Raw genomic sequence first — 19908 nt, 5'->3', positions numbered from 1 at the left:
AAGATAGATGAAAAAATATAATGTTGCGATTCTGGGCGCTACGGGCGCTGTCGGACAAGAATTCCTCCGTCTCATCGAGGAACGTGAGTTCCCGTTTGCCGAACTTAAGTTGTTGGCCTCCAAGCGTTCGGCGGGCAAGGTGATCTCCTTCATGGGCAAGGACTACACAGTGGAGGAGGCGACGAACGATTCCTTTGAGAACGTGCAGATCGCCCTCTTCGCGGGCGGTGCCGCGAGCAAGACGTTCGCACCTGCTGCGGTGAAGGCCGGAGCTGTCGTCATCGACAATTCCAGCGCGTTCCGCATGGATCCTGAGGTGCCGCTCGTCGTCCCCGAGGTCAACCCGCAGGCTATCGCGCGTCACAAGGGCATCATCGCGAACCCGAACTGCTCGACCATCATCATGATGATGGCACTCAAGCCGCTCTATGATGTCGCGAAGATCAAGCGCATCGTCGTCTCCACGTATCAGGCAGTATCCGGCGGCGGCAAGGAGGCTATGGCGGAGCTCGAGCAGCAGGTCGATGACATCGTTGCGGGCCGTGAGCCGCAGGCGCACATCCTGCCGGGTGCGAAGTTCCCGAAACATTACCAGATCGCGTTCAATCTCATTCCGCAGATTGATGTCTTCTACGACAACCTCTACACGAAAGAGGAAATGAAGATGGTCAATGAGACGCGCAAGATCCTCGAGGATGACAGCCTGCGCATTACGGCGACGACGGTGCGTGTGCCGGTCTACCGCAGTCATGCGGAGTCCGTCAATGTCGAGTTCGAAGATGAGGTCAGCGTCGAGGCGGCGCGCAAGGCTATCGATGCTTTCCCAGGCGCCGTCGTCAAGGACAATCCCGCAGAGCAGGTCTATCCGATGCCGCTCTTCACCTCGGGCAAAAACGATGTCGAGGTCGGTCGTATCCGCAAGGATGAGTCCATCGAGCACGGCTTGAATTTCTGGGTATGCGGCGATCAGATTCGCAAGGGCGCGGCACTCAATGCGCTGCAGATTGCCGAGTATATGATCGCGCATGACATGTTCTGATATGTGTCTGAACATGTGATATAAAGATGTTCCTGGAGCTGCATTTTGCGATGCAGCTCCTTTGGTTTGTGAGGATAGGATTTTTCCTCTGGATATGATACAATAAGAAAGAAAAAGTGCTTTTGGAGGGATTGCAATGGTAAGCGAAGAGACAATGATGTTCCGTTTCGGGACGGACGAGAATAAAGCAGCCAAGATCATCCGCGAGGTATGTCAGGCGATGGAGGAGAAGGGCTATAATCCGATCAACCAGCTCGTGGGGTATCTGCTTTCCGGCGATCCCGCTTATGTGACGAGCCATAAGGATGCCCGCAACAAGATTCGTCAGCTTGAACGGGATGAGCTTCTCGAGGAACTCGTGCGTTCCTATCTGGAGACAAAGAAATGAAAAGATATCTCGGACTTGACATCGGCGATCGGACCATCGGTGTTGCTGTCTCTGATTTGCTGGGCCTCACGGCGCAGGGCGTGGAGACCATCCGTAGGAAGAATCTCGCGAGTGATATTGCGCGCCTGGGCGAGCTCATGCAGCAGTATGAGACGCGCGAGCTCGTCTCCGGCTATCCGAAGAATATGAACGGTTCGGAGGGGGAGCGTTGTGAGGTGGTCAGATCATTCATCGATGAGGTGAAGAAGGTCTATCCGGATATCCATGTCATGTTTTGGGACGAACGCCTATCAACAGTGGCGGCGACGCGTTCCCTGCTCGAGGCGGATCTCTCGCGGCGGAAGCGGAAAAAGGTCATCGACAAGATGGCGGCGGTATTCATCCTGCAGGGATATCTCGACAGCATCCGTTGACAAGACACGCCAGCGTGCGCTAGAATGCTGTTGGATGAAGTTATTGTCAGTGAGGCGCACGCGACGTCCGCAAAAAAGATGTCAGCGCTCGCGAAGATGGGTACGAAGCGCTGCAGAGCGGTTGTTCGTGCATGTCGTTTTATATTTTATAGCAGAGGTGATAGCAATGGCAGATGAGAAAGAATTCCTGGAAGACGGAGATGCGACGGTCATCGAGTTCACGGATGAGGATGGCAATGCTTTTTACTACGAGGAAGAGATGATCATCCCTGTTGGGAATGATCAGTATGCATTGCTTGTCGGACTTCATGACGAGGACGACCACGAGGCGGGGTGCGCCTGTGGCTGTGAGGATGGCGGAGAGGATGTTCTCATTGCCAAGATCGTCACGAATGAGGCGGGAGAAGAGGAATACGTTGAGCCGACGGATGAGGAGTTTGCTCTTGTCCAGAAGGCTTACGATGCGCTCATGGATGAGGAAGAAGGAAAAGATTGACTTTTCCGCGGGCTGCCACTGACCAGTGGCAGTTTTTTCATATCTGCACGCTAGGCGACAGCCGCTATCTTGATTGCAGTTTTGGAGAAATTTGCGTATAATGAAAAAAGATGACATAGGGGAAGCGCAGAGAAGGCAAAGTTTCCTCAGGGGCGGGAGATGGGATATTGTTCATGAAGCTACCGGAAAAGGATGAGGTTTTGCAGTCGCTGCAAGGTTATGCCACGGGCATCAGGGAGAGATGGGAGGCGCTGGGCTGGAAGCAGCGCGGCGGTGTGATGGCCGTCATCGTTCTGGCGTGCCTCTTTCTCTTTTTTTTGCTTCCTGCCCCGGAGAGCCGGGAGCAGATGCCTGGGAATGTGAAGGTCTATCTGCACGTCAAGCCTGGCATGACGACGCGCGAAATCGGTACGCAGCTAGAGCAGCATGGCGTCATCGAGAGCCGTACGAAGTTCTGGCTCGTGGCCAAACTGAATGGTTATGAGGATAAGATCCGGGCAGGGAATTATGCGTTGCATCCGGGCATGGAGCCGCGCGAAGTCTTGTCGCTCTTGGTCGAGGGGAAGACGGCACGCGTGAAGTTTACGATTCCCGAAGGGTTCCGCGTGCGCGATATCGCGAAGCGTCTGGCGCAGGAAGGGCTCGTCGATGAGCAGGAATTCCTGAAGAAGGCGAAGGAGTATGCGCCGTACGATTATATCGGCCATCACGCGCATACGGTATATGCCTGCGAAGGGTTTCTCTTCCCAGATACGTATGAGTTGGGCTCAGACATTGATGCGGATACCATCCTCAAGGAAATGACGGCTGACTTCGACCAACGCCTGACGTCGGAGATGCGGCAGCAGGCGGAGGAAAAGCATCTTTCCATTTATGAGCTCGTGACGCTTGCCTCCCTCGTGGAAAAAGAGGCGCGCTATGAGGAGGATCGGCCGATCATCGCGCAGGTTTTTTTCAAACGGCTGGCGCTCGGCATGCCGCTGCAGTCGGATACGACGCTCCAATATCTGCGAGACGAGCCGAAAGAAGATCTCTCTATCGAAGATACGAAGATAGATTCTCCCTACAACACGTATCAGCATGCGGGACTGCCCCCCGGTCCTATTGCCAATCCGGGAATGGCCGCTATCGAGGCCGTGCTCCATCCCGCGCAGACTGATTACCTGTATTTCGTCGCCGACCGGCAGGGACATAACCACTATTCGACGAACTATGCTGACCATCTGGCCGTCGTGGAGCAGGTGCGGTGATGACGGAAGCAGCGGAGATTTTACAAGAGATGGAGCAGTATGCCGCGGCACATCGCGTTCCCATCATCAACGCGGGTGGGCGGCGCGTATTTGTTGAACTCATCGAACAATATCGTCCCAAGCGCATCCTCGAGATCGGGACGGCCATCGGTTATTCCGCGTTGCTGACGCTTTCACATACGAGGCCGGATGCCCAGCTGACCTCGCTGGAACTCAGCGAGGAGCGCTGGCGTACCGCGCAGGCGTTCCTCGCACGCTGCGCCTGCGCGGCACGAGTGCAGCTCTTGCAGGGAGACGCGGAGGAATTGCTCGAGGCGTTGGCGATGCAGCAGGTGCAGCCTTTTGATTTCGTGTTCATCGATGCGGCAAAGGGGCAGTATCCTGTTTATTTTTCCAAGGTGCAGCCATTGCTTGCACCAGACGGCGTCATCCTCGCGGATAATGTCTTGTTCCGCGGCTATGTCCAGTCAGACGCGAAGCCGCCGCGCCGCTATCGTACCATCGTCAAGCGGCTGCGCACGTATCTGCGGCTTGTACAGGCACCGCCGTTCCAAACGGAGATTTTTGCAAAGGGGGATGGCCTGGCGCTTACACGGAGGATTTATGAGGAAGAAACCTGAACTTTTGGCACCGGCCGGGACGCCGGAAAAGATGAAGATGGCGCTGCTCTATGGCGCGGATGCCGTCTACCTCGGCGGCAAGTCCTTCGGCCTGCGTGCGCTCGGGGGGAATTTCAGCCGCGAGGAGCTCCGCGCTGGCGTCGCGTTCGCACATGCGCACGGCAAGCGCGTCTATGTGACGGTGAATATCTTCCCACACAATGAAGATATCGCGCAGTTGCCTGGCTACTTGCGTTTCTTGCAGGAAATACAGGTCGATGCCTTGCTGGTCGCTGATCTGGGGGTCTTCTCGCTCTGTCGCGAGGTAATTCCAGAGATGGAACTTCACGTCAGCACGCAGGCTAATGTCACGAATTACGCGGCAGTTGCAGCCTGGCAGCGCTTGGGCGCGCAGCGTGTCGTCCTCGCGCGGGAGCTTTCGCTCGCGGAGATTCGAGAGATACGTGCGCATTCTGCTGTGGAGCTTGAGATGTTCGTGCATGGCGCGATGTGCATCTCATATTCCGGCCGCTGCCTGCTCTCGAGTTATTTCACGGGGCGCGACTCCAACCGCGGCACCTGTGCGCAATCTTGTCGCTGGAAATACGCGCTTATGGAAGAAACGCGTCCAGGGCAGTATTTTCCCATAGAGGAAGACGAGCGCGGCACCTATATCATGAACTCGAAGGATCTCTGCCTGCTGCCGCAGATCGCGGACATCATTGAGAGCGGCGTTGACAGCCTGAAAATCGAGGGCCGCATGAAGAGTGTGCATTATGTGGCGAGCGTGACGAAAGCATATCGGCTGGCCATCGACAGATATTTCGATGATCCTGCGCATTTCGCCGTTTTTTCGGCTTGGCTGGAGGAACTTGGCAAGGTGTCGCACCGCGCGTATACGACAGGCTTCGTCTTTCACCAGCCGACGGCGGCTGATCAGATTTATGGCACCTCATCGTATGAGCAGACATCGGATTTCGTCGGTCTCATCCGCGCGTATGATGACTCTGGCTGGGCGACAGTGGAGCAGCGCAACCATATACGCCGCGGAGAGGAGATCGAGATTTTCCAGCCGACACAGCCGGGATTCCGACAGATCATCGAGGAGATGGAGGATGAGGACGGTTTTCCTATCGAGGCAGCGCCTCATCCGCAGCAGATCATAAGGATCCGCATGAAGCAGGCGGTGGAACCGTATGCAATCCTGCGCCGTGACAGCAAGGTCTGAGCGTTGGTTGACATATATGAGATGTTGAATTGAAATGAAAAGAAAGCAGGGATTCAAGATGGCAGAATTGATTCGTTACGCAGGAAAAGCGGAAGGCCATGTCCAGGGCGTGGGGTTCCGTATGTATGTGCAGCAGCATGCGAAGGATCTTGGTATCACTGGTTGGATTCGCAATATGGAGGACGGCACGGTAGACATGGAACTGCAGGGCACGCCGGAAAAGGTGGAGGAACTTGAGAAGATCATCCGCAAGGGCAATTATTTCATCCGGGTGGATGCGTTCTCTCTCGAATCGATGCCTGTCGTTGCTGATGAGACGACCTTCAAGATTCGTTACTGAGAGGCGGGCGCTATGGGAAAAGTTCTTGTGTTGCATGGCCCGAATCTCAATCTTCTTGGGACGAGAGAGCCGGAAATTTACGGCTGCACGACGTTATCTGACATCAATCGCATGATGGCGGAGCGCGCGCAGGCAGCGGGCGTCGCCATCGACTTCTTTCAGTCGAACCACGAGGGAGCGCTCGTTGACGCAATTCAGGAGGCGCGCGGCCGGTACGATTTCATCATCTTCAATGCCGCAGCCTATACGCATTACAGCATTGCCCTGCGCGATGCCATCGCGGCCGTGCAGATTCCTGTCATCGAGGTGCATATCTCGAATATCCACAAGCGAGAGGCGTTCCGCCATACCTCGGTGCTCGCTCCTGTCGTGCTCGGCCAGATCTGCGGCCTGGGCACTGACAGCTATATGGCGGCACTGGAGGCTGTGATCCGCAAGCTCGCGGCGAAAGAAGAAAAAGGGGATGCAGAGGCATGATCGAGCAGCGTGTAGAGGCACTCCGCTCCCTGCTCAGAGAGCAGGGGCTCGATGCCGTTGTCGTGACGAAGGAAGTCAACCTTTTTTATTTCAGTGGCTTTCGCGGAGACGATACGACACTCATCATTACGCCGCAGCGGCTGATACTCGTCACGGATAATCGTTATACGGAGCAGGCGAAGCAGCAGGCGCCGCTCTATGAGCTTGTCGAGCAGAAGCGCGGACTACTTCTGCGCACCGCTGAGGTTTTGGCGACGGTAGATGCGAAAAGGATCGGCTTCGAGGGCAATCACCTGACGTATCTGCAGCATCAGGACCTTGCAAAGCGTTTGCCGGGGCGAGAACTTGTTGTCTCGCTGAATCTCGATGACCTGCGCCAGGTCAAGGACGCTGGTGAGATTGCCAAGATTCGCAAGGCGTGCGAGATTGCCGATGCGGCGTATGAGGATGTCATTTCCTTCCTGCGCCCCGGCGTCACGGAGTTCCAGGTGGCGGCGCATATGGAGAATTTCATGCGTGCGCAGGGCTCGGAGGGGCCATCCTTCGCGACGATTGTCGCCTCCGGCCTGCGCGGCGCGCTGCCGCATGGCACGCCGACACAGAAGATCATCGAAGAAGGGGACTTCGTGACGATGGACTATGGCGCCATTTATGAGGGCTATCACTCAGATATCACGCGCACGCTCTGTGTTGGCAAGGCGTCAACGCGACAGCGGGAGACGTATGCGCATGTGCTTGAGGCGCAGGAATTGGCTCTTGCTCTCATCAAGCCAGGTGCATCCGGCAAGGCAGTGGATGCCGCTGTGCGGCAATGCCTCGCAAAGTATGGATTGAATGCATATTTCGGTCATGGCCTCGGGCACAGCCTCGGCCTCGAGATTCACGAGGAGCCGCGCCTCTCACCGCACAGCACCTGTGAGCAGCTTGTTCCTGGTATGTTGATTACAGATGAGCCTGGCGTCTATTTCGCGGATTGGGGTGGCCTGCGCATCGAGGATACAGTGCTCGTGACAGAGCACGGCGCTGAGGCGCTGACCAAGGCGACGAAGAAACTCATTGAAATTATCTGAGCGATTCGGTATAATAGTATTGTTATCTATGCAAATATTGGAGGGCGTAAGTTCATGATTAACAGTACAGATTTCCGCACGGGCCTGACGATCGAAATCGATGGCGGTGTTTGGCAGATTGTCGATTTTCAGCATGTAAAACCGGGCAAGGGCGCAGCCTTCGTCCGCACGAAGATCAAGAATGTCGAGACGGGGGCAGTCGTCGAACGCACATTCAACCCGAACGAGAAGATGCCGGCAGCGCATCTCGAGACGCGCACGATGCAGTATCTTTATGAGAATGACGGCATGTACACGTTCATGGATACGGAGACGTACGAGCAGGAAGAGCTCACGAAAGAGACGCTTGGCGATGCGCTGAACTTCCTCCTCGAGAACATGGAAGTCACGCTCCAGACGTTCAAAGGCCGTGTCATCGGTATCTCTCTGCCGAACTCTGTGACGCTCAAGGTCACGGAATGCGAGCCGAGCGTCAAGGGCAACACGGCGACGGGCGCGACGAAGATGGCAAAAGTCGAGACGGGCTACGAGGTTCGCGTGCCGCTCTTTGTCAATGAGGGAGACTCTCTCCGCATTGATACGCGCACGGGCAACTATATTGAGCGTGCCTGATAAGGTAGCAATTTTTTCTGTTGTGTGAAGTAAGCGGGTGAGGAAGGCCTGGGATGGATGGTCGTCTCATCCGTTTCTTTCTTGCAGGATACTTTTTTAGTAAGCAGGAAAAAGTATCCTGCAGGAAGAATAATTAAACAGGATAGGAATTCTTTTGCTGATATATGTACAAGGAGGGCTTCCCATGGAAAAGGAAACGCAGGTAAAGGTCGTAAAGAAAGACAACTCGCTTGGCTCGATTCGCATTGCAGACGAAGTCGTCAGCATCATCGCTGGTCTCGCCGCCACGGAAGTCGATGGCATCGCGGGCATGAGCGGTGGTCTTGTCGGCGGCATTGCGGAGATGCTTGGCCGGAAGAATTTCGCCAAGGGAGTCAAGGTGGAAGTCGGCGAAAAAGAGGCAGCGGTCGATCTCTATATCATCGTGAAATATGGTGTGCGTATCCCTGATATCGCGCTCGCCGCACAGGAGAATGTCAAGCAGGCCATCGAGACGATGACCGGACTCTCCGTGGTAGAGGTGAACGTTCATGTCCAGGGGGTAGGATTCCCTGAAGAAGCCCCGAAGGAAGAAGAAGTCCGCGTCCGTTGAAAGAGGCGATTCGATGGGAGTAGGGAATCGTTTGCTGCTCGCGCTCTACGCATTGGCGACGATGGCGTTGACCGTGGCGCTGGCGGGAATCCTGGTTCCGATTCTGCCGGAACGGGAATGGCTGAATGAGGTAAGGTATGTGACCGGTCGGCTCGAGGTTCTGGCAGGGATCGTAGTGTATTTCCTTGTTGGCGTGCATTTGTTCCTCTGTGCCTTTGCGACGAAGAAGACGAAAAACAGCGCCGAGGTCTGCCTTTTGACGAAAGCATCTGGAAAGGTGCATGTCTCTCTCGCTGCCATTCAGTCTGTCGTATTGCGCGTGGCGCGCGGCGTCCCTGGCGTGTGCGATGTGGCAGCGAAGATATCGCCGCTACGGCAAGCCAAGGACGCAGAGGAGACGCTGCTGATCAGGCTGAAACTCACGTTGCGCCCAGGCGTATCGGTCAGGGAGACTGCGGATGCGGTTTCTGAGCTCGTCCGTCGCGAACTCGCGCATGTATTGGACATGGATGATGTGCGGGTCGAGGTCGAGGTAGCGGAGATTTCCAATGAGAGGCTGCCACAGCGGCCACGGGTTTCTTGAGGTGATGGCAATGAAGGAGAAGTTCCTGCAGGAAGTCCTTTATCTCTGGACAGAACACCGTGGCAAGTTCCTCGGCACAGTGCTTGGGGTTCTCTTTGGTCTCTGCGTGCTGGTTTTCGGCTTTTGGCGGACATTTTTCGTCCTTCTTTGCGGTAGCATCGGCCTTTTCATTGGCAGTCGTCTCGACAGGGGCGATTTCCTCGAGGAACTACGGGATCGTCTTCCCGACCGGCTTCAGTACTGGCATCGTTTTTGACGTGCTGTCACTCCAGGAAGATCGTTGTCGGGTAAGATGTTCCAAAGCACAGGAAGGGCTGTCGCGTTCGTAAGCAGGGAACTGTCTTGCAATGTCTTATCTTCGCAGGGGCTTTCCTATATCGAGAGACGGGAACAGCGAGATACCAGGGTACAGGAAATTAGTGATTTCTAAAGAAAGTAAAGGTTTTAGGATATATGAGTCGTAGACAAGCAAGAGAAATCGCTCTGCAGGCACTCTACCAGTTGGAAATCAATTGTGCAGAGTCGGCGGAGCAGGAAGAAATGTACGAGAATCTCGCTCTTGATACTGCTTTTCAGGAGGCAGAGGCGAAGGTGTCCCAAGCGACACGGGAGTTTGCGAGGTCGCTTGTCGAGGGAACAAGAGCGCACATCAGCGAAATCGATGCGTGCATCGAAGAAGCGTCTCGCGATTGGAAGCTCACACGTATGGCGACTGTGGATCGCAATATCGCTCGTATCGCTGTCTATGAGATGAAGTTCGCCGAGCCTGCACTCACGCCGAACATTGCCATCAACGAGGCTGTCGAGCTCTCGAAGAAATACGGTTCGGATGAGTCGGCCCGTTTCATCAACGGCATCTTGGGTGCGATGGTGAAGTAATCAGTGGTTCCTGAATCGTAGCCACAGAGGCCAGAACCTTGTGTCTGGCCTTTTATTATGAAACCATAGTACGTAGTCCTTAAAAGAGCGCAAAAAGTCCCTATAGCTGGAAATAGAGCTTTTTTCGCTATACGGCTGCGGTCGGAATTGTGGCGGAATCCAACTCCCAGCCAAGTCGTTTGAGTTTTTTCAAATAATGCTGGATCTTGCTTTGGGTGTTGAATTGGTTGTAATAGTCTGCACCAAGATCAGTAAACGGAACATTGTTCTTGAGCATATGATAAATCGATATGAGCATCGTGTGGGCAACAGCGACCGTGGCACGGTTTGCCCCCCGCCGAACAACAAGTCGCTGATATTGTGCGGAAAGGAAGGAATCTGTTTTCTTGACAGCGGCTTTCGCACATTGAATCAAGGTGGTTTTCAAGGTGATGTTCCCTTTTGTTGTTCTTCCATACCGTCGCTTCCCTGCACTTTCATTGCTGCCAGGAGCCAGGCCCGCCCAGCTGGAGAAATGTTTCGCTGTAGGAAAACGGTTCATGTCAAGCCCTGTCTCCGCCAAGATGGTCTCGGCGCTCTGGCGACCGATGCCGGGGATTTCATCCAGTTTCTGGATTGCCTCATGATATTCCGTAAGGTATTGATTCATCAGGTCATCCATTTCCCCTATTCGCTTGGTCATGTCATCAATGTGATCGACAACCTTGAGCATCAGCTGCTTTTGCAGCGGTGTGAGGAATCCATCCAGCGCCTTCATGATGGACTCTACCTTGTGACGCAAACGGCCACGTACCAAGGAAGAAACTTCTTCCTTGGTTAAGGATGTATCGCGCTTGAGCATGTGTGTCAGCAGGTTCCGAGCGCTTCTGCCGTTGATGTCAGACACTACGCTGGCCAGTTTGATGTTGCCGCCTTCCAGCATCTTCTGGAGACGGTTCAGCTCACGGGCACGTTCTTCGATGAGACTTTTCCTATAACGGGATAATTCGCGAAGCTCGCGCTGTTCCCTGTTTGGGATATAGCTGGCGCGGAGAAGGCCATGCTGCAAGAGATCAGCAATCCATTCGGCATCCTTGATATCCGTTTTGCGACCAGGAACGTTCCTCATGTCGCGGGCATTGACAACAATGGCCGCCAAGGAGGAAAGCTCGAAAATGTTATAGAGAGGCTTCCAGTAAGATCCCGTGCTTTCCATGGCAATCATCTGGCATTTGCTGTCCGAGAGCCATTCAGTGAGGGAACGAAGTTCCTCTGTCGTAGTGCCAAACTCACGGATTTCCTGCTTCTTGCCACATTTCAAGCAGGCAACCACGATTCGTTTGTGCACATCAATCCCACAGCAACGTTCGTACAACGCTTTCATGAAGTCCACCTCCAAATGTACGATGTGGCCCCTATGATTCGCTTATTTTACTATACGTCCTCGAAGGAACAAAATGTGGTGCAAAAAGGGGCCAGATCAGTTTACTATGCGAGTTCGAGACCCAAAAAAGAATCGACCTTGCAACGTCTAACTATATTCTACCACAGTTGGAGGTGGTTTCGTTCATGATGGTGCCGTTAAGGCATGTAGTTTACTATGTAAATCCCCAAGAGCGCAAGCCGCAGGCGCAGCGCGATTGGCTGGATTTACTGCAAGGGCGGGCGCACAATGTCCACGAAGTGGACGTTTGTGCGTTGAGTTTACTATGGAAATCCCTAAGAGTGCAGGCCGCAGGCGCAGCGCGATTGGCTGGATTTACTTCAAGGGCAGGCGCACAATGGTTTTATGCAAGGATTTAGAGGGAAAGGGGGGCGTTTATGGCCATCCACAGTGTCAGTGAGGTCAACCATTTTATCAAGGGAATGCTAGATGCCGAGGGAAGTCTGCAGCGCATCATGGTAAGGGGCGAGATTTCCAATTTTAAGACGTACCGTTCAGGCCACTGCTATTTCACGCTGAAAGATGCGGACGCTGCTCTTAAGTGCGTGATGTTCCGCAGCCGCGCGCAGTATCTGTCCTTCGTGCCGCAGGATGGCCAGCAGGTCGTGGCGAGCGGCAGCATTTCCGTTTATGAGCGTGACGGCGTCTATCAGCTCTATGTGAATAGTCTGGCACCGGAGGGACAGGGACAGCTGGCGCTTGCGCTACGGCAACTGCGGGCGCGTCTCGAGGCGGAAGGACTCTTTGCTGACGAGCACAAGCGTCCCTTGCCGCGTTTTCCAAAACGCATCGGTGTTGTGACATCTCTTTCCGGTGCAGTCCTGCGCGACATTTATCATGTCGGTAAGCGCCGCAATCCGGCTGTCCAACTGGTGTTGTTCCCCGTGCAGGTGCAGGGGGAGGGCTCGGCAGAGGAGATCGCGGCGGCCATCCGCTATTTCAATCGCCATTATCCTGTCGATGTGCTCATTGTCGGTCGCGGTGGCGGCTCTATGGAAGACCTTTGGTCATTCAATGAAGAGTGCGTTGTGCGGGCAATCTTCGCCTCGCGCATCCCTGTGATTTCTGCTGTAGGGCATGAGACGGATTTCACGCTGGCAGACGAGGTCAGCGATGTGCGCGCGGCGACGCCGTCTCAGGCGGCCGAGCTTGCAGTACCCGATAGGCAGGAGGTCTTGCAGCATGTCCTTTCACTGCGCACGCGCTTGCAGCAGGCGCGGCAGCATGGAATCTCTTTGCGTAGGGAACGCCTGCGCCATGCGACAGAGAGGCCGTTTTTGCAGCGTCCGGAGCTCTTGCTCGCCACGAGGGTGCAGGCGCTTGATCTCCTCGCAGAGCGCCTGAAACGCGCCGCAGCTGTTGCGGCAGATGGGAAGCGGAAACAACTCGAGACGACGCTTGATCGCCTGGAATTGCTCAATCCCGTGCGCGTGCTGCGCCGCGGCTATGCCGTGGTTGAGAAAGATGGACATCCTTTGGTGCGCATTGCCGAGGCAGCTGTCGGGGATGAGCTTTCCCTACGCCTTGCGGATGGGCGCATCGAGGCGAAAGTCAGGAAGATTGAGGGAGGTACAGGCTATGCCAAGGAAAAAGGAACCAAGCTTTGAGGAAGCACTCGCGCGCTTGGAACAGATTGTCGGCGAGATGGAACAGGGCGAGCTGAACCTGCAGGATCTCGTCCTGCGATATTCAGAGGGCGTCACGCTTGCGAATCAGTGTACGCAGTCCCTTTCGCGTGCGGAAAAAGCGATGGATCTCCTGCTGCAGGACAAGGACGGCGAAGCAATGACGACACCGCTGGAGATAGAAAAGGAACAGGGGAAATGACATGTTGAAGGAATTGTGGGAATCGAGAAAGAAACTTGTGGAGTCTCATCTGGAAAAAGAATTGCGCGAAGCGGCGCCGCTTGACAAGACGCTCGAGGAAGCGATGGCATATAGTCTGCTCGCCGGTGGGAAACGCCTGCGCCCCATCCTGCTCATGGCGGCGGCAGATGCTGTCGGCACTGATGGCACGCGGTTCATCACGACGGGCTGCGCCATCGAGATGATCCATACGTATTCGCTGATTCACGATGACCTGCCTGCTATGGACAACGATGACTACCGCCGCGGCAAGCTGACAAACCACAAGGTCTACGGCGCTGGCATGGCAACGCTCGCAGGTGACGCGTTGCTGACGCTTTCCTTTGAGGTCATGCTCCGACAGCAAGGCGTGAGCGATGCGGTGTGTCTCGCTGTTGTGCGGGAGATGAGCCAGGCGGCAGGCAGGGATGGTATGGTGGGCGGACAGGCCATCGACCTGGAGTCAGAGGGACAGGAGATTCCACTTGAGCGGTTGCGTCAGATGCACCTCGGTAAGACGGGGGCGCTTTTCCGCGCGGCCATCCGCTCGGGCGCGCTGCTTGCGGGGGCGAAAACGGAACAGCTCGCCGCACTCACGCGGTATGCGGAGGCGTTCGGACTCGCGTTCCAGATCACGGATGATATTCTCGACGTGACGGGCGATGAAGCCACTATCGGCAAGCCAATCGGAAGCGATGAGCGTAACCATAAATCCACCTATGTTACGTTACTTTCGCTCGAACGGGCGCAGCGTCTGGCAGAGGAGACCGTGGCGCAGGGCATCGCGGCACTGCAGCCGTTCGGCGATGAAGCTGATTTCCTGCGGGAGCTGTTGCGTTCCTTGCTAGGCAGAAAGCAATAAGGAAGCTATTATGACGCAGATACTACAACAGTTGAAAACGCCGCAGGATGTGCGGGAATTGACGGTGCGGGATCTGGAGACACTGGCAGCTGAAGTTCGTTCGTTTATGATCAAACATGTCTCTAAGACAGGTGGTCATCTCGCGCCGAGCCTTGGTACAGTGGAGCTGACGCTCGCGCTCTATCACGTTTTTGATTTTCCTACGGATAAGCTCGTCTGGGATGTCGGACATCAGGCCTATACGCACAAGATCCTCACGGGACGTAGGGATCGGTTTGCGACGCTTCGCACCAAGGGCGGCATCACAGGGTTTCCCAACCGCTTCGAGTCGCCCTACGACGCGTTTGGTGTCGGGCATGCGAGCACGGCGATCTCGGCGGCGCTCGGCATGGCGCTCGCACGCGATCTGGACGGGAAGAAGAATGCCGTCATTGCCGTGCTCGGCGATGGCGCGCTCACGGGCGGCGAGGCGTTCGAAGGACTAAATAGCGCCGGCGATCTCGGGCGCAACCTCATCGTGATCCTCAATGACAACGGTCGATCCATCGACGAGAATGTCGGGGCGATGTCGGAATATCTGTCGAAGCTGCGTCTGATGCCGCAGTACAATCGCGCCAAGCGCGATGTGGAGCATCTGCTCAAGAGCATTCCGCATATCGGCAGCAAGGTTTATCGCACGGCATCTGCTATTAAAGACGGCGTGCGCACAGCACTCGTGCCCGGCGGACTCTTTGAGGAGATGGGGTTCCGCTACTTGGGCCCGCTCGATGGACACAATCTGCCTTTGCTCATTGAGACATTATCCCAGGTGCGGCAGATGCAGGGGCCGATTCTCATCCATGTGCATACCAAGAAGGGCAAGGGCTATCTTCCCGCCGAGCAGGCACCGGAGAAGTTCCACGGGATCGGCTGTTTCGACGTCAAGACAGGCGAGTGTCCGAAAAAGCAGGGGGCGCCGACGTATACGGCCGTGTTCAGTGAGGCGCTCCAGCAGCTGGCGGCTGCAGATCAAGGGATCGTCGCCATCACAGCGGCTATGCCGTCGGGCACAGGACTCAAGGCGTTCGGAGAGCGGTTCCCTGACCGGTGCTTCGATGTGGGCATTGCGGAGGAGCATGCGGTGACGCTCGCCGCGGGTCTCGCGGCAGCGGGCAAGAAGCCGGTGGTTGCGCTCTACTCGACGTTTGCGCAGCGAGCCTACGACCAGATCCTCCATGATGTCTGCCTGCAAAAGCTCCCCGTCGTCCTGGCGCTCGACCGCGCGGGGCTTGTCGGACAGGATGGGCCGACGCATCACGGTGTCTTTGATTATAGCTATCTCCGCCCGCTGCCCAATATGACGGTCATGGCGCCGAAGGATGAGGCGGAATTGCGCGATATGCTCGCAACGGCACTTTCGCTCGGCACGCCCGTCGCTCTGCGCTATCCGCGCGGTCACGGCGTCGGCGTGCCGCTCCGGGAAGGCTTTTCGCCTCTGACTGTCGGGAAGGCGGAGATCCTGCGCGCGCAGGGAAGCGTCGCACTGCTCGCTGTTGGCACCATGGTGTCTGCGGCGGAGCAGGCAGCGGAGCAGCTCGAGGCGGACGGCATTTCTGCCCGCGTGGCGAATATGCGATTCATCAAGCCGCTCGATGCGGAGCTTCTGCTCCGCTGGGCTCATGATGAGGAAGTGCGCGCCTTTGTGACGCTCGAGGAGAATATGCTCGCGGGCGGTTTTGGCTCCGCGGTGCTTGAGACGCTCGCAGACGAGGATGCGCTGCTTCCCATCTTGCGTCTCGGCATTGGCGATACGTTCGTGGAGCAGGGAACGCGGGAAGAATTGCTCGCGCTCTGCGGCCTGACGCCGCAGCAGATTGCGGCGCGCGTTGAGGAATTTTGGAAAGGACTGGATGACTGAATGCCAAAAGTCAGGCTCGATGCGCTCCTGGTGGAGCGCGGCCTTGCGGGCAGCAGGGAGCGCGCGAAGCGCATGATCATGGCGGGCGAGGTGCTCGTCGATGAACAGAAGATCGAGAAAGCGGGGACGATGGTCAAGGCGGAGGCGAAGGTCCGCCTGCTCGGGCATGACCTTCCCTATGTGAGCCGCGGCGGACTCAAGCTCGAAAAGGCGATCCAGGTCTTCGGCGTGCAGTTGCAGGGGAAGACCGCGGCAGACATCGGCGCCTCGACGGGCGGCTTTACGGACTGTATGCTGCAGAATGGCGCGGCGAAGGTCTATGCCATCGATGTCGGCTACGGCCAGCTGGCATGGAAGCTGCGCACGGATGCGCGCGTCGTGAACATGGAGCGCACGAACATCCGCTACGTGACGCCGGAGGACATCGGCCAGCTGCTGGATTTCGCCTCAATCGACGTGGCGTTCATCTCTCTCGACAAGGTGCTGCCCGTTGCCTGGCAGCTGCTCTCAGAGACGGGAGAGGTGCTGGCGCTCATCAAGCCGCAGTTCGAGGCAGGGCGTGAGCATGTCGGCAAGAAGGGTGTCGTGCGCGATTCCGCCGTCCATGAAGCGGTGATTCACAAGGTCGTATCGTTGGCACGCACGCTCGGCTTTATCACGCGGGCGTTGACCTTCTCACCGGTTAAAGGGCCAGAAGGGAATATTGAATATCTGATCTGGCTTTCCAAGGATCAGGCAGCAGAAGATGGCGTACCGGAGGATCTCGTTGCCGAGACGGTGAAGACGGCGCACGCGGAACTGGATCGTTGAGGAAGGGGCAAACGGGCGATGGGACAGATGCGGATTGCGGTGTTTCCCAATGTGGACAAACCGAATGCGGGCGCGGTGCTCGACAGGATTTTCCGATTTTTCTCTGAGCGTGATGTCCAGCTGATGCTTCCGATGCATGAGGCGCGCTTCTTCGGCTGCGCGGAGACATACGGTGTGGAGAACATCGAGCAGGAACCAGCCGACATGGCTCTCTCTCTCGGCGGTGATGGGACCCTCCTCGGGGTCTGTCACCGCTATGGGCGCAACGAGGTGCCGGTCTGCGGCATCAATATCGGCACGCTGGGATTTATGGCGGACATCGAACTCGATGAGCTGGAGGATAGATTGGAGAAAATCCTCGTCGGCGGCTATTACATCGAGCAGCGCCTGCTGCTCGCGGGGTTTGTAAAAAGCAAAGGGCGGGAACATTTCCTCGGCAATGCCATCAACGATGTTGTCGTTACGAAGGGCGGTATGGCGAGGATGCTGCGCCTCGGGCTGTCCATCAATGAGACGCATCTCATGGACTACAAGGCGGACGGCATCATCGTTGCCTCGCCGACGGGGTCTACGGCCTACTCCCTTTCTGCGGGCGGCCCGATCATGAACCCGACCATCCAGGCGTTGCTCGTCACACCGATTTGCGCGCATACGTTCAACATGCGGCCGCTTGTCGTCAATGAGCATGATGTGATCCATATTCACATTGCCGCGGTACATCAGGATATCCTCGTCACCTTTGACGGGCAGGAGAGTTTCCACTTGCTGCCGGGCGATGAGGTCGTAGTCAGGAAGGCGCAGCAGTCCGCGCGTATTGTCAAGTTTGAGGATCAGGATTATTATCGGATCTTGCGCACGAAGCTGTGGAATTAAAAGGAAGCGAAATGAAGACGGTGAAGAAAGAGGAACGCTACGACAAAATACATGAAATCATCACACGTCAGGTCATAGAGACACAGGAAGATCTGACCAACGCGTTGCGTCGGCAGGGCATCGAGGTGACGCAGGCAACGGTCTCCCGCGACATCAAGGAACTCATGCTCGTCAAAGTGCCGATGGGACAGGGACGCTATCGATATGCGTATCCGGCAGGGCATGAGACGAAGGAAGCCGTCTTTTCGAGCAGCCGCATGGAGCGGCTCTTCCGCGATACGGTGCTCGGCATGGATTACAGCGAGAACCTCATCGTCGTCAAGACGATGCCTGGGGCGGCCAATGCCGTCGCCTCGGCCATAGATTATGCGAAATGGCCGCAGGTAATCGGCACGATTGCCGGTGATGATAATATCCTCGTCATCGTCAAGCCGAAAAAGGCAGTCCCGGAAGTGCTGGAGCTGCTTGCCAATATGACGTATGGTTCTGGCGAACGGTGAGAGAGGAGAGAGAACATGCTGAAATCGCTGACAGTCTGGAACTTCGCCCTGCTGGAGCACGTCCAGATCGAGTTTGATGCGGGGCTGAATATCCTCACAGGTGAGACGGGTGCGGGCAAGTCCATCCTCATCGACGCGCTCGGTGCCATCCTCGGCCACCGCATCTCGACTGACGCCATCCGTACGGGCTGCGATTGGCTGCGCGTCGAGGCTGTCTTTACACTGGATGGGCAGCCGGCGCTGCAGGAGTTGCTGCAGTCACAGGCCATCGACGTCAGTGAGGATGTGCTGATCGTGACGCGCCAGGTGGCGCGTGCGGGACGCAACATGGTTCTTGTGAACGGCTGTCACGTGACACTCGCTGTGCTCAAGCAGATCGGCATGCTGCTCGTCGATATCCACGGACAGAACCAGAACCTCGCGCTGCTCAAGGAGGCGAGCCAGTACGATCTGCTCGACCGGGAGAATCCTTCCATCGGACAGGCGCTTGCCGCCTACCGCAAGGCGTATGCCGCGTGGACGGAACGGAAGCAGGCGTATGCAAAGAAGGAGATGGATGCCCGCGAATACGCACAGCGCGTCGATATGCTGCGCTGGCAGAACCAGGAAATCGAGGACGCGCAGCTGAAGGAAGGCGAGGATGAGGCGCTCGAGGAGGAGATCCGGAAGCTCTCGCATGCGGAGAAGATTGCCGATTACGTCAAAGAATCGTATGATCTGCTCGACAGCGACGCGCGCAACTCCTTGGCTGTGCTCTCGGCTCTCTCGCAGATCAAGAAAAACCTTGAGGATATGAGTCGCTTTGACGTGAGCCTGGCCAACGCGCAGAAAATCGTCGATGAGGCGTTCGTTTCCCTGCAGGAGGCGGCTTATGAGATTCGTGATTACGGGGAGGCCATGGACTTCAGCCCGCAGCGGCTCGACCAGCTGCAGCGCCGCATGGATACGATCGACAAACTCTGCAAAAAGTATGGCGCGACGCTTGCGGATGTACTCGCGTATCAACAGAAAGTGCAGGCAGAGCTCGCTTCCATCGAGAATTACGATGACGATATGGAGAGGCTCAAGGCATCGATCCGCGAGGCGGAGCAGGAGGTGCACACCTGCGCGGAGCGCCTTACGGCGCTGCGCAGGCAGGGGGCGGCGATCCTGACAGAGGAAATCGCGGGACAGCTCAAATCCCTTGGCATGCCGCATGCTGCCTTTGCCATCGAGATTGCCGCGGCAGGGCAATTCGGCCCGCGCGGCGCTGACCTCGTGCAGATGACGTTTTCCGCCAATGAGGGCGAAGCTCCCAAGCCGCTCGCCAAGGTTGCTTCCGGCGGCGAACTTTCGCGCATCGCGCTCGCCATCAAGGCGGTCTCCGCGTCGCGTGATCGTTCGGTGCCGAGCATGGTGTTCGACGAGATAGATACTGGCATCGGCGGGCGCACGGCCCAGATGGTTGCAGAACGCATCGCACTTGTGGCAAAATACAAGCAGGTGCTCTGCATCACGCATCTGCCGCAGATCGCGAGTATGGCGGACGTCCATCTCTACATCGCGAAGCACGCGCAGGAGGGGCATACGGTTACGGAGGTCATTCGTCTGACAGAAGCGCAGGAGGTCAACGAGATCGCACGCATGGCGTCCGGCTCGGATGTCTCGGCGGCCTCGCTCGACAACGCGCGGGAAATGCTCTCCCATGCCCGCAGCCGCAAGCAGCATTTGCGCTAAGCTGCCGCAGCGCGTC

General features: G+C 56.6%; 25 protein-coding genes. 24 read left to right on the top strand and 1 reads right to left on the bottom strand.

Annotation, left to right across the window (positions count from 1 at the left end):
• The first annotated feature begins 7 nt into the window (after positions 1-7).
• From F599_RS0100250 to nusB, 15 genes are all read left to right on the top strand, one after another.
• A complete protein-coding gene (locus F599_RS0100250) occupies positions 8-1039 on the top strand; it encodes an aspartate-semialdehyde dehydrogenase (RefSeq protein ID WP_019541530.1) in 1032 nt (343 codons plus the stop codon).
• A gap of 136 nt (positions 1040-1175) precedes the next feature.
• Complete coding sequence (locus F599_RS0100245) at positions 1176-1427, top strand: IreB family regulatory phosphoprotein (RefSeq protein ID WP_019541529.1); 252 nt, start codon at positions 1176-1178, stop codon at positions 1425-1427.
• Positions 1424-1840 (top strand): Holliday junction resolvase RuvX, encoded by a 417-nt coding sequence (gene ruvX / locus F599_RS0100240; protein ID WP_019541528.1) that lies wholly within the window; start codon positions 1424-1426, stop codon positions 1838-1840. The genes F599_RS0100245 and ruvX overlap by 4 nt, the downstream gene beginning before the upstream one ends.
• Positions 1841-2006: 166 nt before the next feature.
• Complete coding sequence (locus F599_RS0100235) at positions 2007-2336, top strand: DUF1292 domain-containing protein (RefSeq protein WP_019541527.1); 330 nt, start codon at positions 2007-2009, stop codon at positions 2334-2336.
• Between the two features lie 167 nt (positions 2337-2503).
• The gene (mltG, locus tag F599_RS0100230) at positions 2504-3586 is read left to right on the top strand and encodes an endolytic transglycosylase MltG (protein ID WP_019541526.1); all 1083 of its coding nucleotides are present in this window, start codon (positions 2504-2506) and stop codon (positions 3584-3586) included.
• Positions 3586-4206, top strand: a complete 621-nt coding sequence (locus tag F599_RS0100225) for an O-methyltransferase (protein ID WP_019541525.1) — start codon at positions 3586-3588, stop codon at positions 4204-4206. The genes mltG and F599_RS0100225 overlap by 1 nt, the downstream gene beginning before the upstream one ends.
• Positions 4190-5413: a peptidase U32 family protein gene (locus tag F599_RS0100220; RefSeq protein ID WP_026327702.1), complete on the top strand. Its 1224-nt coding sequence runs from the start codon at positions 4190-4192 to the stop codon at positions 5411-5413. Before F599_RS0100225 ends, F599_RS0100220 begins: the two co-directional genes overlap by 17 nt.
• Before the next feature lie 58 nt (positions 5414-5471).
• On the top strand, positions 5472-5753 hold the full coding sequence (locus F599_RS0100215; RefSeq protein ID WP_020700419.1) for an acylphosphatase: 282 nt from the start codon (positions 5472-5474) through the stop codon (positions 5751-5753).
• A gap of 12 nt (positions 5754-5765) precedes the next feature.
• A complete protein-coding gene (aroQ, locus tag F599_RS0100210; protein ID WP_026327701.1) occupies positions 5766-6230 on the top strand; it encodes a type II 3-dehydroquinate dehydratase in 465 nt (154 codons plus the stop codon).
• Positions 6227-7300 (top strand): M24 family metallopeptidase, encoded by a 1074-nt coding sequence (locus F599_RS0100205; RefSeq protein WP_019541521.1) that lies wholly within the window; start codon positions 6227-6229, stop codon positions 7298-7300. The genes aroQ and F599_RS0100205 overlap by 4 nt, the downstream gene beginning before the upstream one ends.
• Before the next feature lie 54 nt (positions 7301-7354).
• Positions 7355-7912, top strand: coding sequence for an elongation factor P (efp, locus tag F599_RS0100200; protein ID WP_019541520.1), 558 nt, complete (start codon positions 7355-7357; stop codon positions 7910-7912).
• A 184-nt stretch (positions 7913-8096) separates the two neighbouring features.
• Positions 8097-8504 carry an Asp23/Gls24 family envelope stress response protein gene (locus F599_RS0100195; RefSeq protein WP_019541519.1) on the top strand — a complete coding sequence of 136 codons (408 nt, stop codon included), beginning with the start codon at positions 8097-8099 and terminating at the stop codon, positions 8502-8504.
• A gap of 13 nt (positions 8505-8517) precedes the next feature.
• Complete coding sequence (gene amaP / locus F599_RS0100190) at positions 8518-9087, top strand: alkaline shock response membrane anchor protein AmaP (protein ID WP_019541518.1); 570 nt, start codon at positions 8518-8520, stop codon at positions 9085-9087.
• A gap of 10 nt (positions 9088-9097) precedes the next feature.
• Positions 9098-9343 (top strand): DUF2273 domain-containing protein, encoded by a 246-nt coding sequence (locus tag F599_RS0100185; protein ID WP_019541517.1) that lies wholly within the window; start codon positions 9098-9100, stop codon positions 9341-9343.
• Between the two features lie 197 nt (positions 9344-9540).
• Entirely contained in the window at positions 9541-9966 is a 426-nt protein-coding gene (gene nusB, locus F599_RS0100180; protein ID WP_019541516.1) for a transcription antitermination factor NusB, read from the top strand.
• Between the two features lie 127 nt (positions 9967-10093).
• Here the strand turns inward: nusB and F599_RS0100175 are convergent, their stop codons facing one another.
• A complete protein-coding gene (locus tag F599_RS0100175) occupies positions 10094-11329 on the bottom strand; it encodes an IS110 family RNA-guided transposase (RefSeq protein ID WP_019541515.1) in 1236 nt (411 codons plus the stop codon).
• A 185-nt stretch (positions 11330-11514) separates the two neighbouring features.
• Here F599_RS0100175 and F599_RS15425 point away from each other — a divergent pair, with 185 nt between their 5' ends.
• From F599_RS15425 to recN, 9 genes are read left to right on the top strand one after another with little or no spacing between them, the layout of a single operon-like run.
• Positions 11515-11748: a hypothetical protein gene (locus tag F599_RS15425; protein WP_156021893.1), complete on the top strand. Its 234-nt coding sequence runs from the start codon at positions 11515-11517 to the stop codon at positions 11746-11748.
• Positions 11749-11766: 18 nt separating this feature from the next.
• Complete coding sequence (gene xseA, locus F599_RS0100170) at positions 11767-12996, top strand: exodeoxyribonuclease VII large subunit (RefSeq protein ID WP_019541514.1); 1230 nt, start codon at positions 11767-11769, stop codon at positions 12994-12996.
• Positions 12968-13216 carry an exodeoxyribonuclease VII small subunit gene (gene xseB, locus F599_RS0100165; protein WP_026327700.1) on the top strand — a complete coding sequence of 83 codons (249 nt, stop codon included), beginning with the start codon at positions 12968-12970 and terminating at the stop codon, positions 13214-13216. The genes xseA and xseB overlap by 29 nt, the downstream gene beginning before the upstream one ends.
• A gap of 1 nt (position 13217) precedes the next feature.
• Positions 13218-14096, top strand: a complete 879-nt coding sequence (locus F599_RS0100160; RefSeq protein WP_020700417.1) for a polyprenyl synthetase family protein — start codon at positions 13218-13220, stop codon at positions 14094-14096.
• Positions 14097-14106: 10 nt separating this feature from the next.
• Entirely contained in the window at positions 14107-15993 is a 1887-nt protein-coding gene (gene dxs, locus F599_RS0100155; protein WP_026327698.1) for a 1-deoxy-D-xylulose-5-phosphate synthase, read from the top strand.
• Entirely contained in the window at positions 15994-16803 is an 810-nt protein-coding gene (locus F599_RS0100150; RefSeq protein ID WP_019541510.1) for a TlyA family RNA methyltransferase, read from the top strand. It begins immediately after the preceding gene.
• 18 nt (positions 16804-16821) lie between these two features.
• Positions 16822-17676: an NAD(+)/NADH kinase gene (locus tag F599_RS0100145; protein WP_019541509.1), complete on the top strand. Its 855-nt coding sequence runs from the start codon at positions 16822-16824 to the stop codon at positions 17674-17676.
• A gap of 11 nt (positions 17677-17687) precedes the next feature.
• Positions 17688-18176, top strand: coding sequence for an arginine repressor (argR, locus tag F599_RS0100140; RefSeq protein ID WP_019541508.1), 489 nt, complete (start codon positions 17688-17690; stop codon positions 18174-18176).
• 15 nt (positions 18177-18191) lie between these two features.
• Positions 18192-19892, top strand: a complete 1701-nt coding sequence (gene recN, locus F599_RS0100135; RefSeq protein ID WP_019541507.1) for a DNA repair protein RecN — start codon at positions 18192-18194, stop codon at positions 19890-19892.
• Positions 19893-19908 lie beyond the last annotated feature (16 nt).

Origin of the sequence: Selenomonas bovis DSM 23594, assembly GCF_000381005.1 — a bacterium.
Lineage (GTDB): Bacteria > Bacillota > Negativicutes > Selenomonadales > Selenomonadaceae > Selenomonas_C > Selenomonas_C bovis.
This window is presented reverse-complemented; position numbering and strand designations above follow the sequence as displayed.

What these genes read in the sequence shown, in the direction of transcription:
- F599_RS0100250 (WP_019541530.1), top strand. Translation starts at nt 8, where the DNA reads ATGAAAAAATATAATGTTGCGATTCTGGGCGCTACGGGCGCTGTCGGA.
- F599_RS0100245 (WP_019541529.1), top strand. Translation starts at nt 1,176, where the DNA reads ATGGTAAGCGAAGAGACAATGATGTTCCGTTTCGGGACGGACGAGAAT.
- ruvX (WP_019541528.1), top strand. Translation starts at nt 1,424, where the DNA reads ATGAAAAGATATCTCGGACTTGACATCGGCGATCGGACCATCGGTGTT.
- F599_RS0100235 (WP_019541527.1), top strand. Translation starts at nt 2,007, where the DNA reads ATGGCAGATGAGAAAGAATTCCTGGAAGACGGAGATGCGACGGTCATC.
- F599_RS0100225 (WP_019541525.1), top strand. Translation starts at nt 3,586, where the DNA reads ATGACGGAAGCAGCGGAGATTTTACAAGAGATGGAGCAGTATGCCGCG.
- F599_RS0100220 (WP_026327702.1), top strand. Translation starts at nt 4,190, where the DNA reads ATGAGGAAGAAACCTGAACTTTTGGCACCGGCCGGGACGCCGGAAAAG.
- F599_RS0100215 (WP_020700419.1), top strand. Translation starts at nt 5,472, where the DNA reads ATGGCAGAATTGATTCGTTACGCAGGAAAAGCGGAAGGCCATGTCCAG.
- aroQ (WP_026327701.1), top strand. Translation starts at nt 5,766, where the DNA reads ATGGGAAAAGTTCTTGTGTTGCATGGCCCGAATCTCAATCTTCTTGGG.
- F599_RS0100205 (WP_019541521.1), top strand. Translation starts at nt 6,227, where the DNA reads ATGATCGAGCAGCGTGTAGAGGCACTCCGCTCCCTGCTCAGAGAGCAG.
- efp (WP_019541520.1), top strand. Translation starts at nt 7,355, where the DNA reads ATGATTAACAGTACAGATTTCCGCACGGGCCTGACGATCGAAATCGAT.
- F599_RS0100195 (WP_019541519.1), top strand. Translation starts at nt 8,097, where the DNA reads ATGGAAAAGGAAACGCAGGTAAAGGTCGTAAAGAAAGACAACTCGCTT.
- amaP (WP_019541518.1), top strand. Translation starts at nt 8,518, where the DNA reads ATGGGAGTAGGGAATCGTTTGCTGCTCGCGCTCTACGCATTGGCGACG.
- F599_RS0100185 (WP_019541517.1), top strand. Translation starts at nt 9,098, where the DNA reads ATGAAGGAGAAGTTCCTGCAGGAAGTCCTTTATCTCTGGACAGAACAC.
- nusB (WP_019541516.1), top strand. Translation starts at nt 9,541, where the DNA reads ATGAGTCGTAGACAAGCAAGAGAAATCGCTCTGCAGGCACTCTACCAG.
- F599_RS0100175 (WP_019541515.1), bottom strand. Translation starts at nt 11,329, where the DNA reads ATGAAAGCGTTGTACGAACGTTGCTGTGGGATTGATGTGCACAAACGA.
- F599_RS15425 (WP_156021893.1), top strand. Translation starts at nt 11,515, where the DNA reads ATGATGGTGCCGTTAAGGCATGTAGTTTACTATGTAAATCCCCAAGAG.
- xseA (WP_019541514.1), top strand. Translation starts at nt 11,767, where the DNA reads ATGGCCATCCACAGTGTCAGTGAGGTCAACCATTTTATCAAGGGAATG.
- xseB (WP_026327700.1), top strand. Translation starts at nt 12,968, where the DNA reads ATGCCAAGGAAAAAGGAACCAAGCTTTGAGGAAGCACTCGCGCGCTTG.
- F599_RS0100160 (WP_020700417.1), top strand. Translation starts at nt 13,218, where the DNA reads ATGTTGAAGGAATTGTGGGAATCGAGAAAGAAACTTGTGGAGTCTCAT.
- dxs (WP_026327698.1), top strand. Translation starts at nt 14,107, where the DNA reads ATGACGCAGATACTACAACAGTTGAAAACGCCGCAGGATGTGCGGGAA.
- F599_RS0100150 (WP_019541510.1), top strand. Translation starts at nt 15,994, where the DNA reads ATGCCAAAAGTCAGGCTCGATGCGCTCCTGGTGGAGCGCGGCCTTGCG.
- F599_RS0100145 (WP_019541509.1), top strand. Translation starts at nt 16,822, where the DNA reads ATGGGACAGATGCGGATTGCGGTGTTTCCCAATGTGGACAAACCGAAT.
- argR (WP_019541508.1), top strand. Translation starts at nt 17,688, where the DNA reads ATGAAGACGGTGAAGAAAGAGGAACGCTACGACAAAATACATGAAATC.
- recN (WP_019541507.1), top strand. Translation starts at nt 18,192, where the DNA reads ATGCTGAAATCGCTGACAGTCTGGAACTTCGCCCTGCTGGAGCACGTC.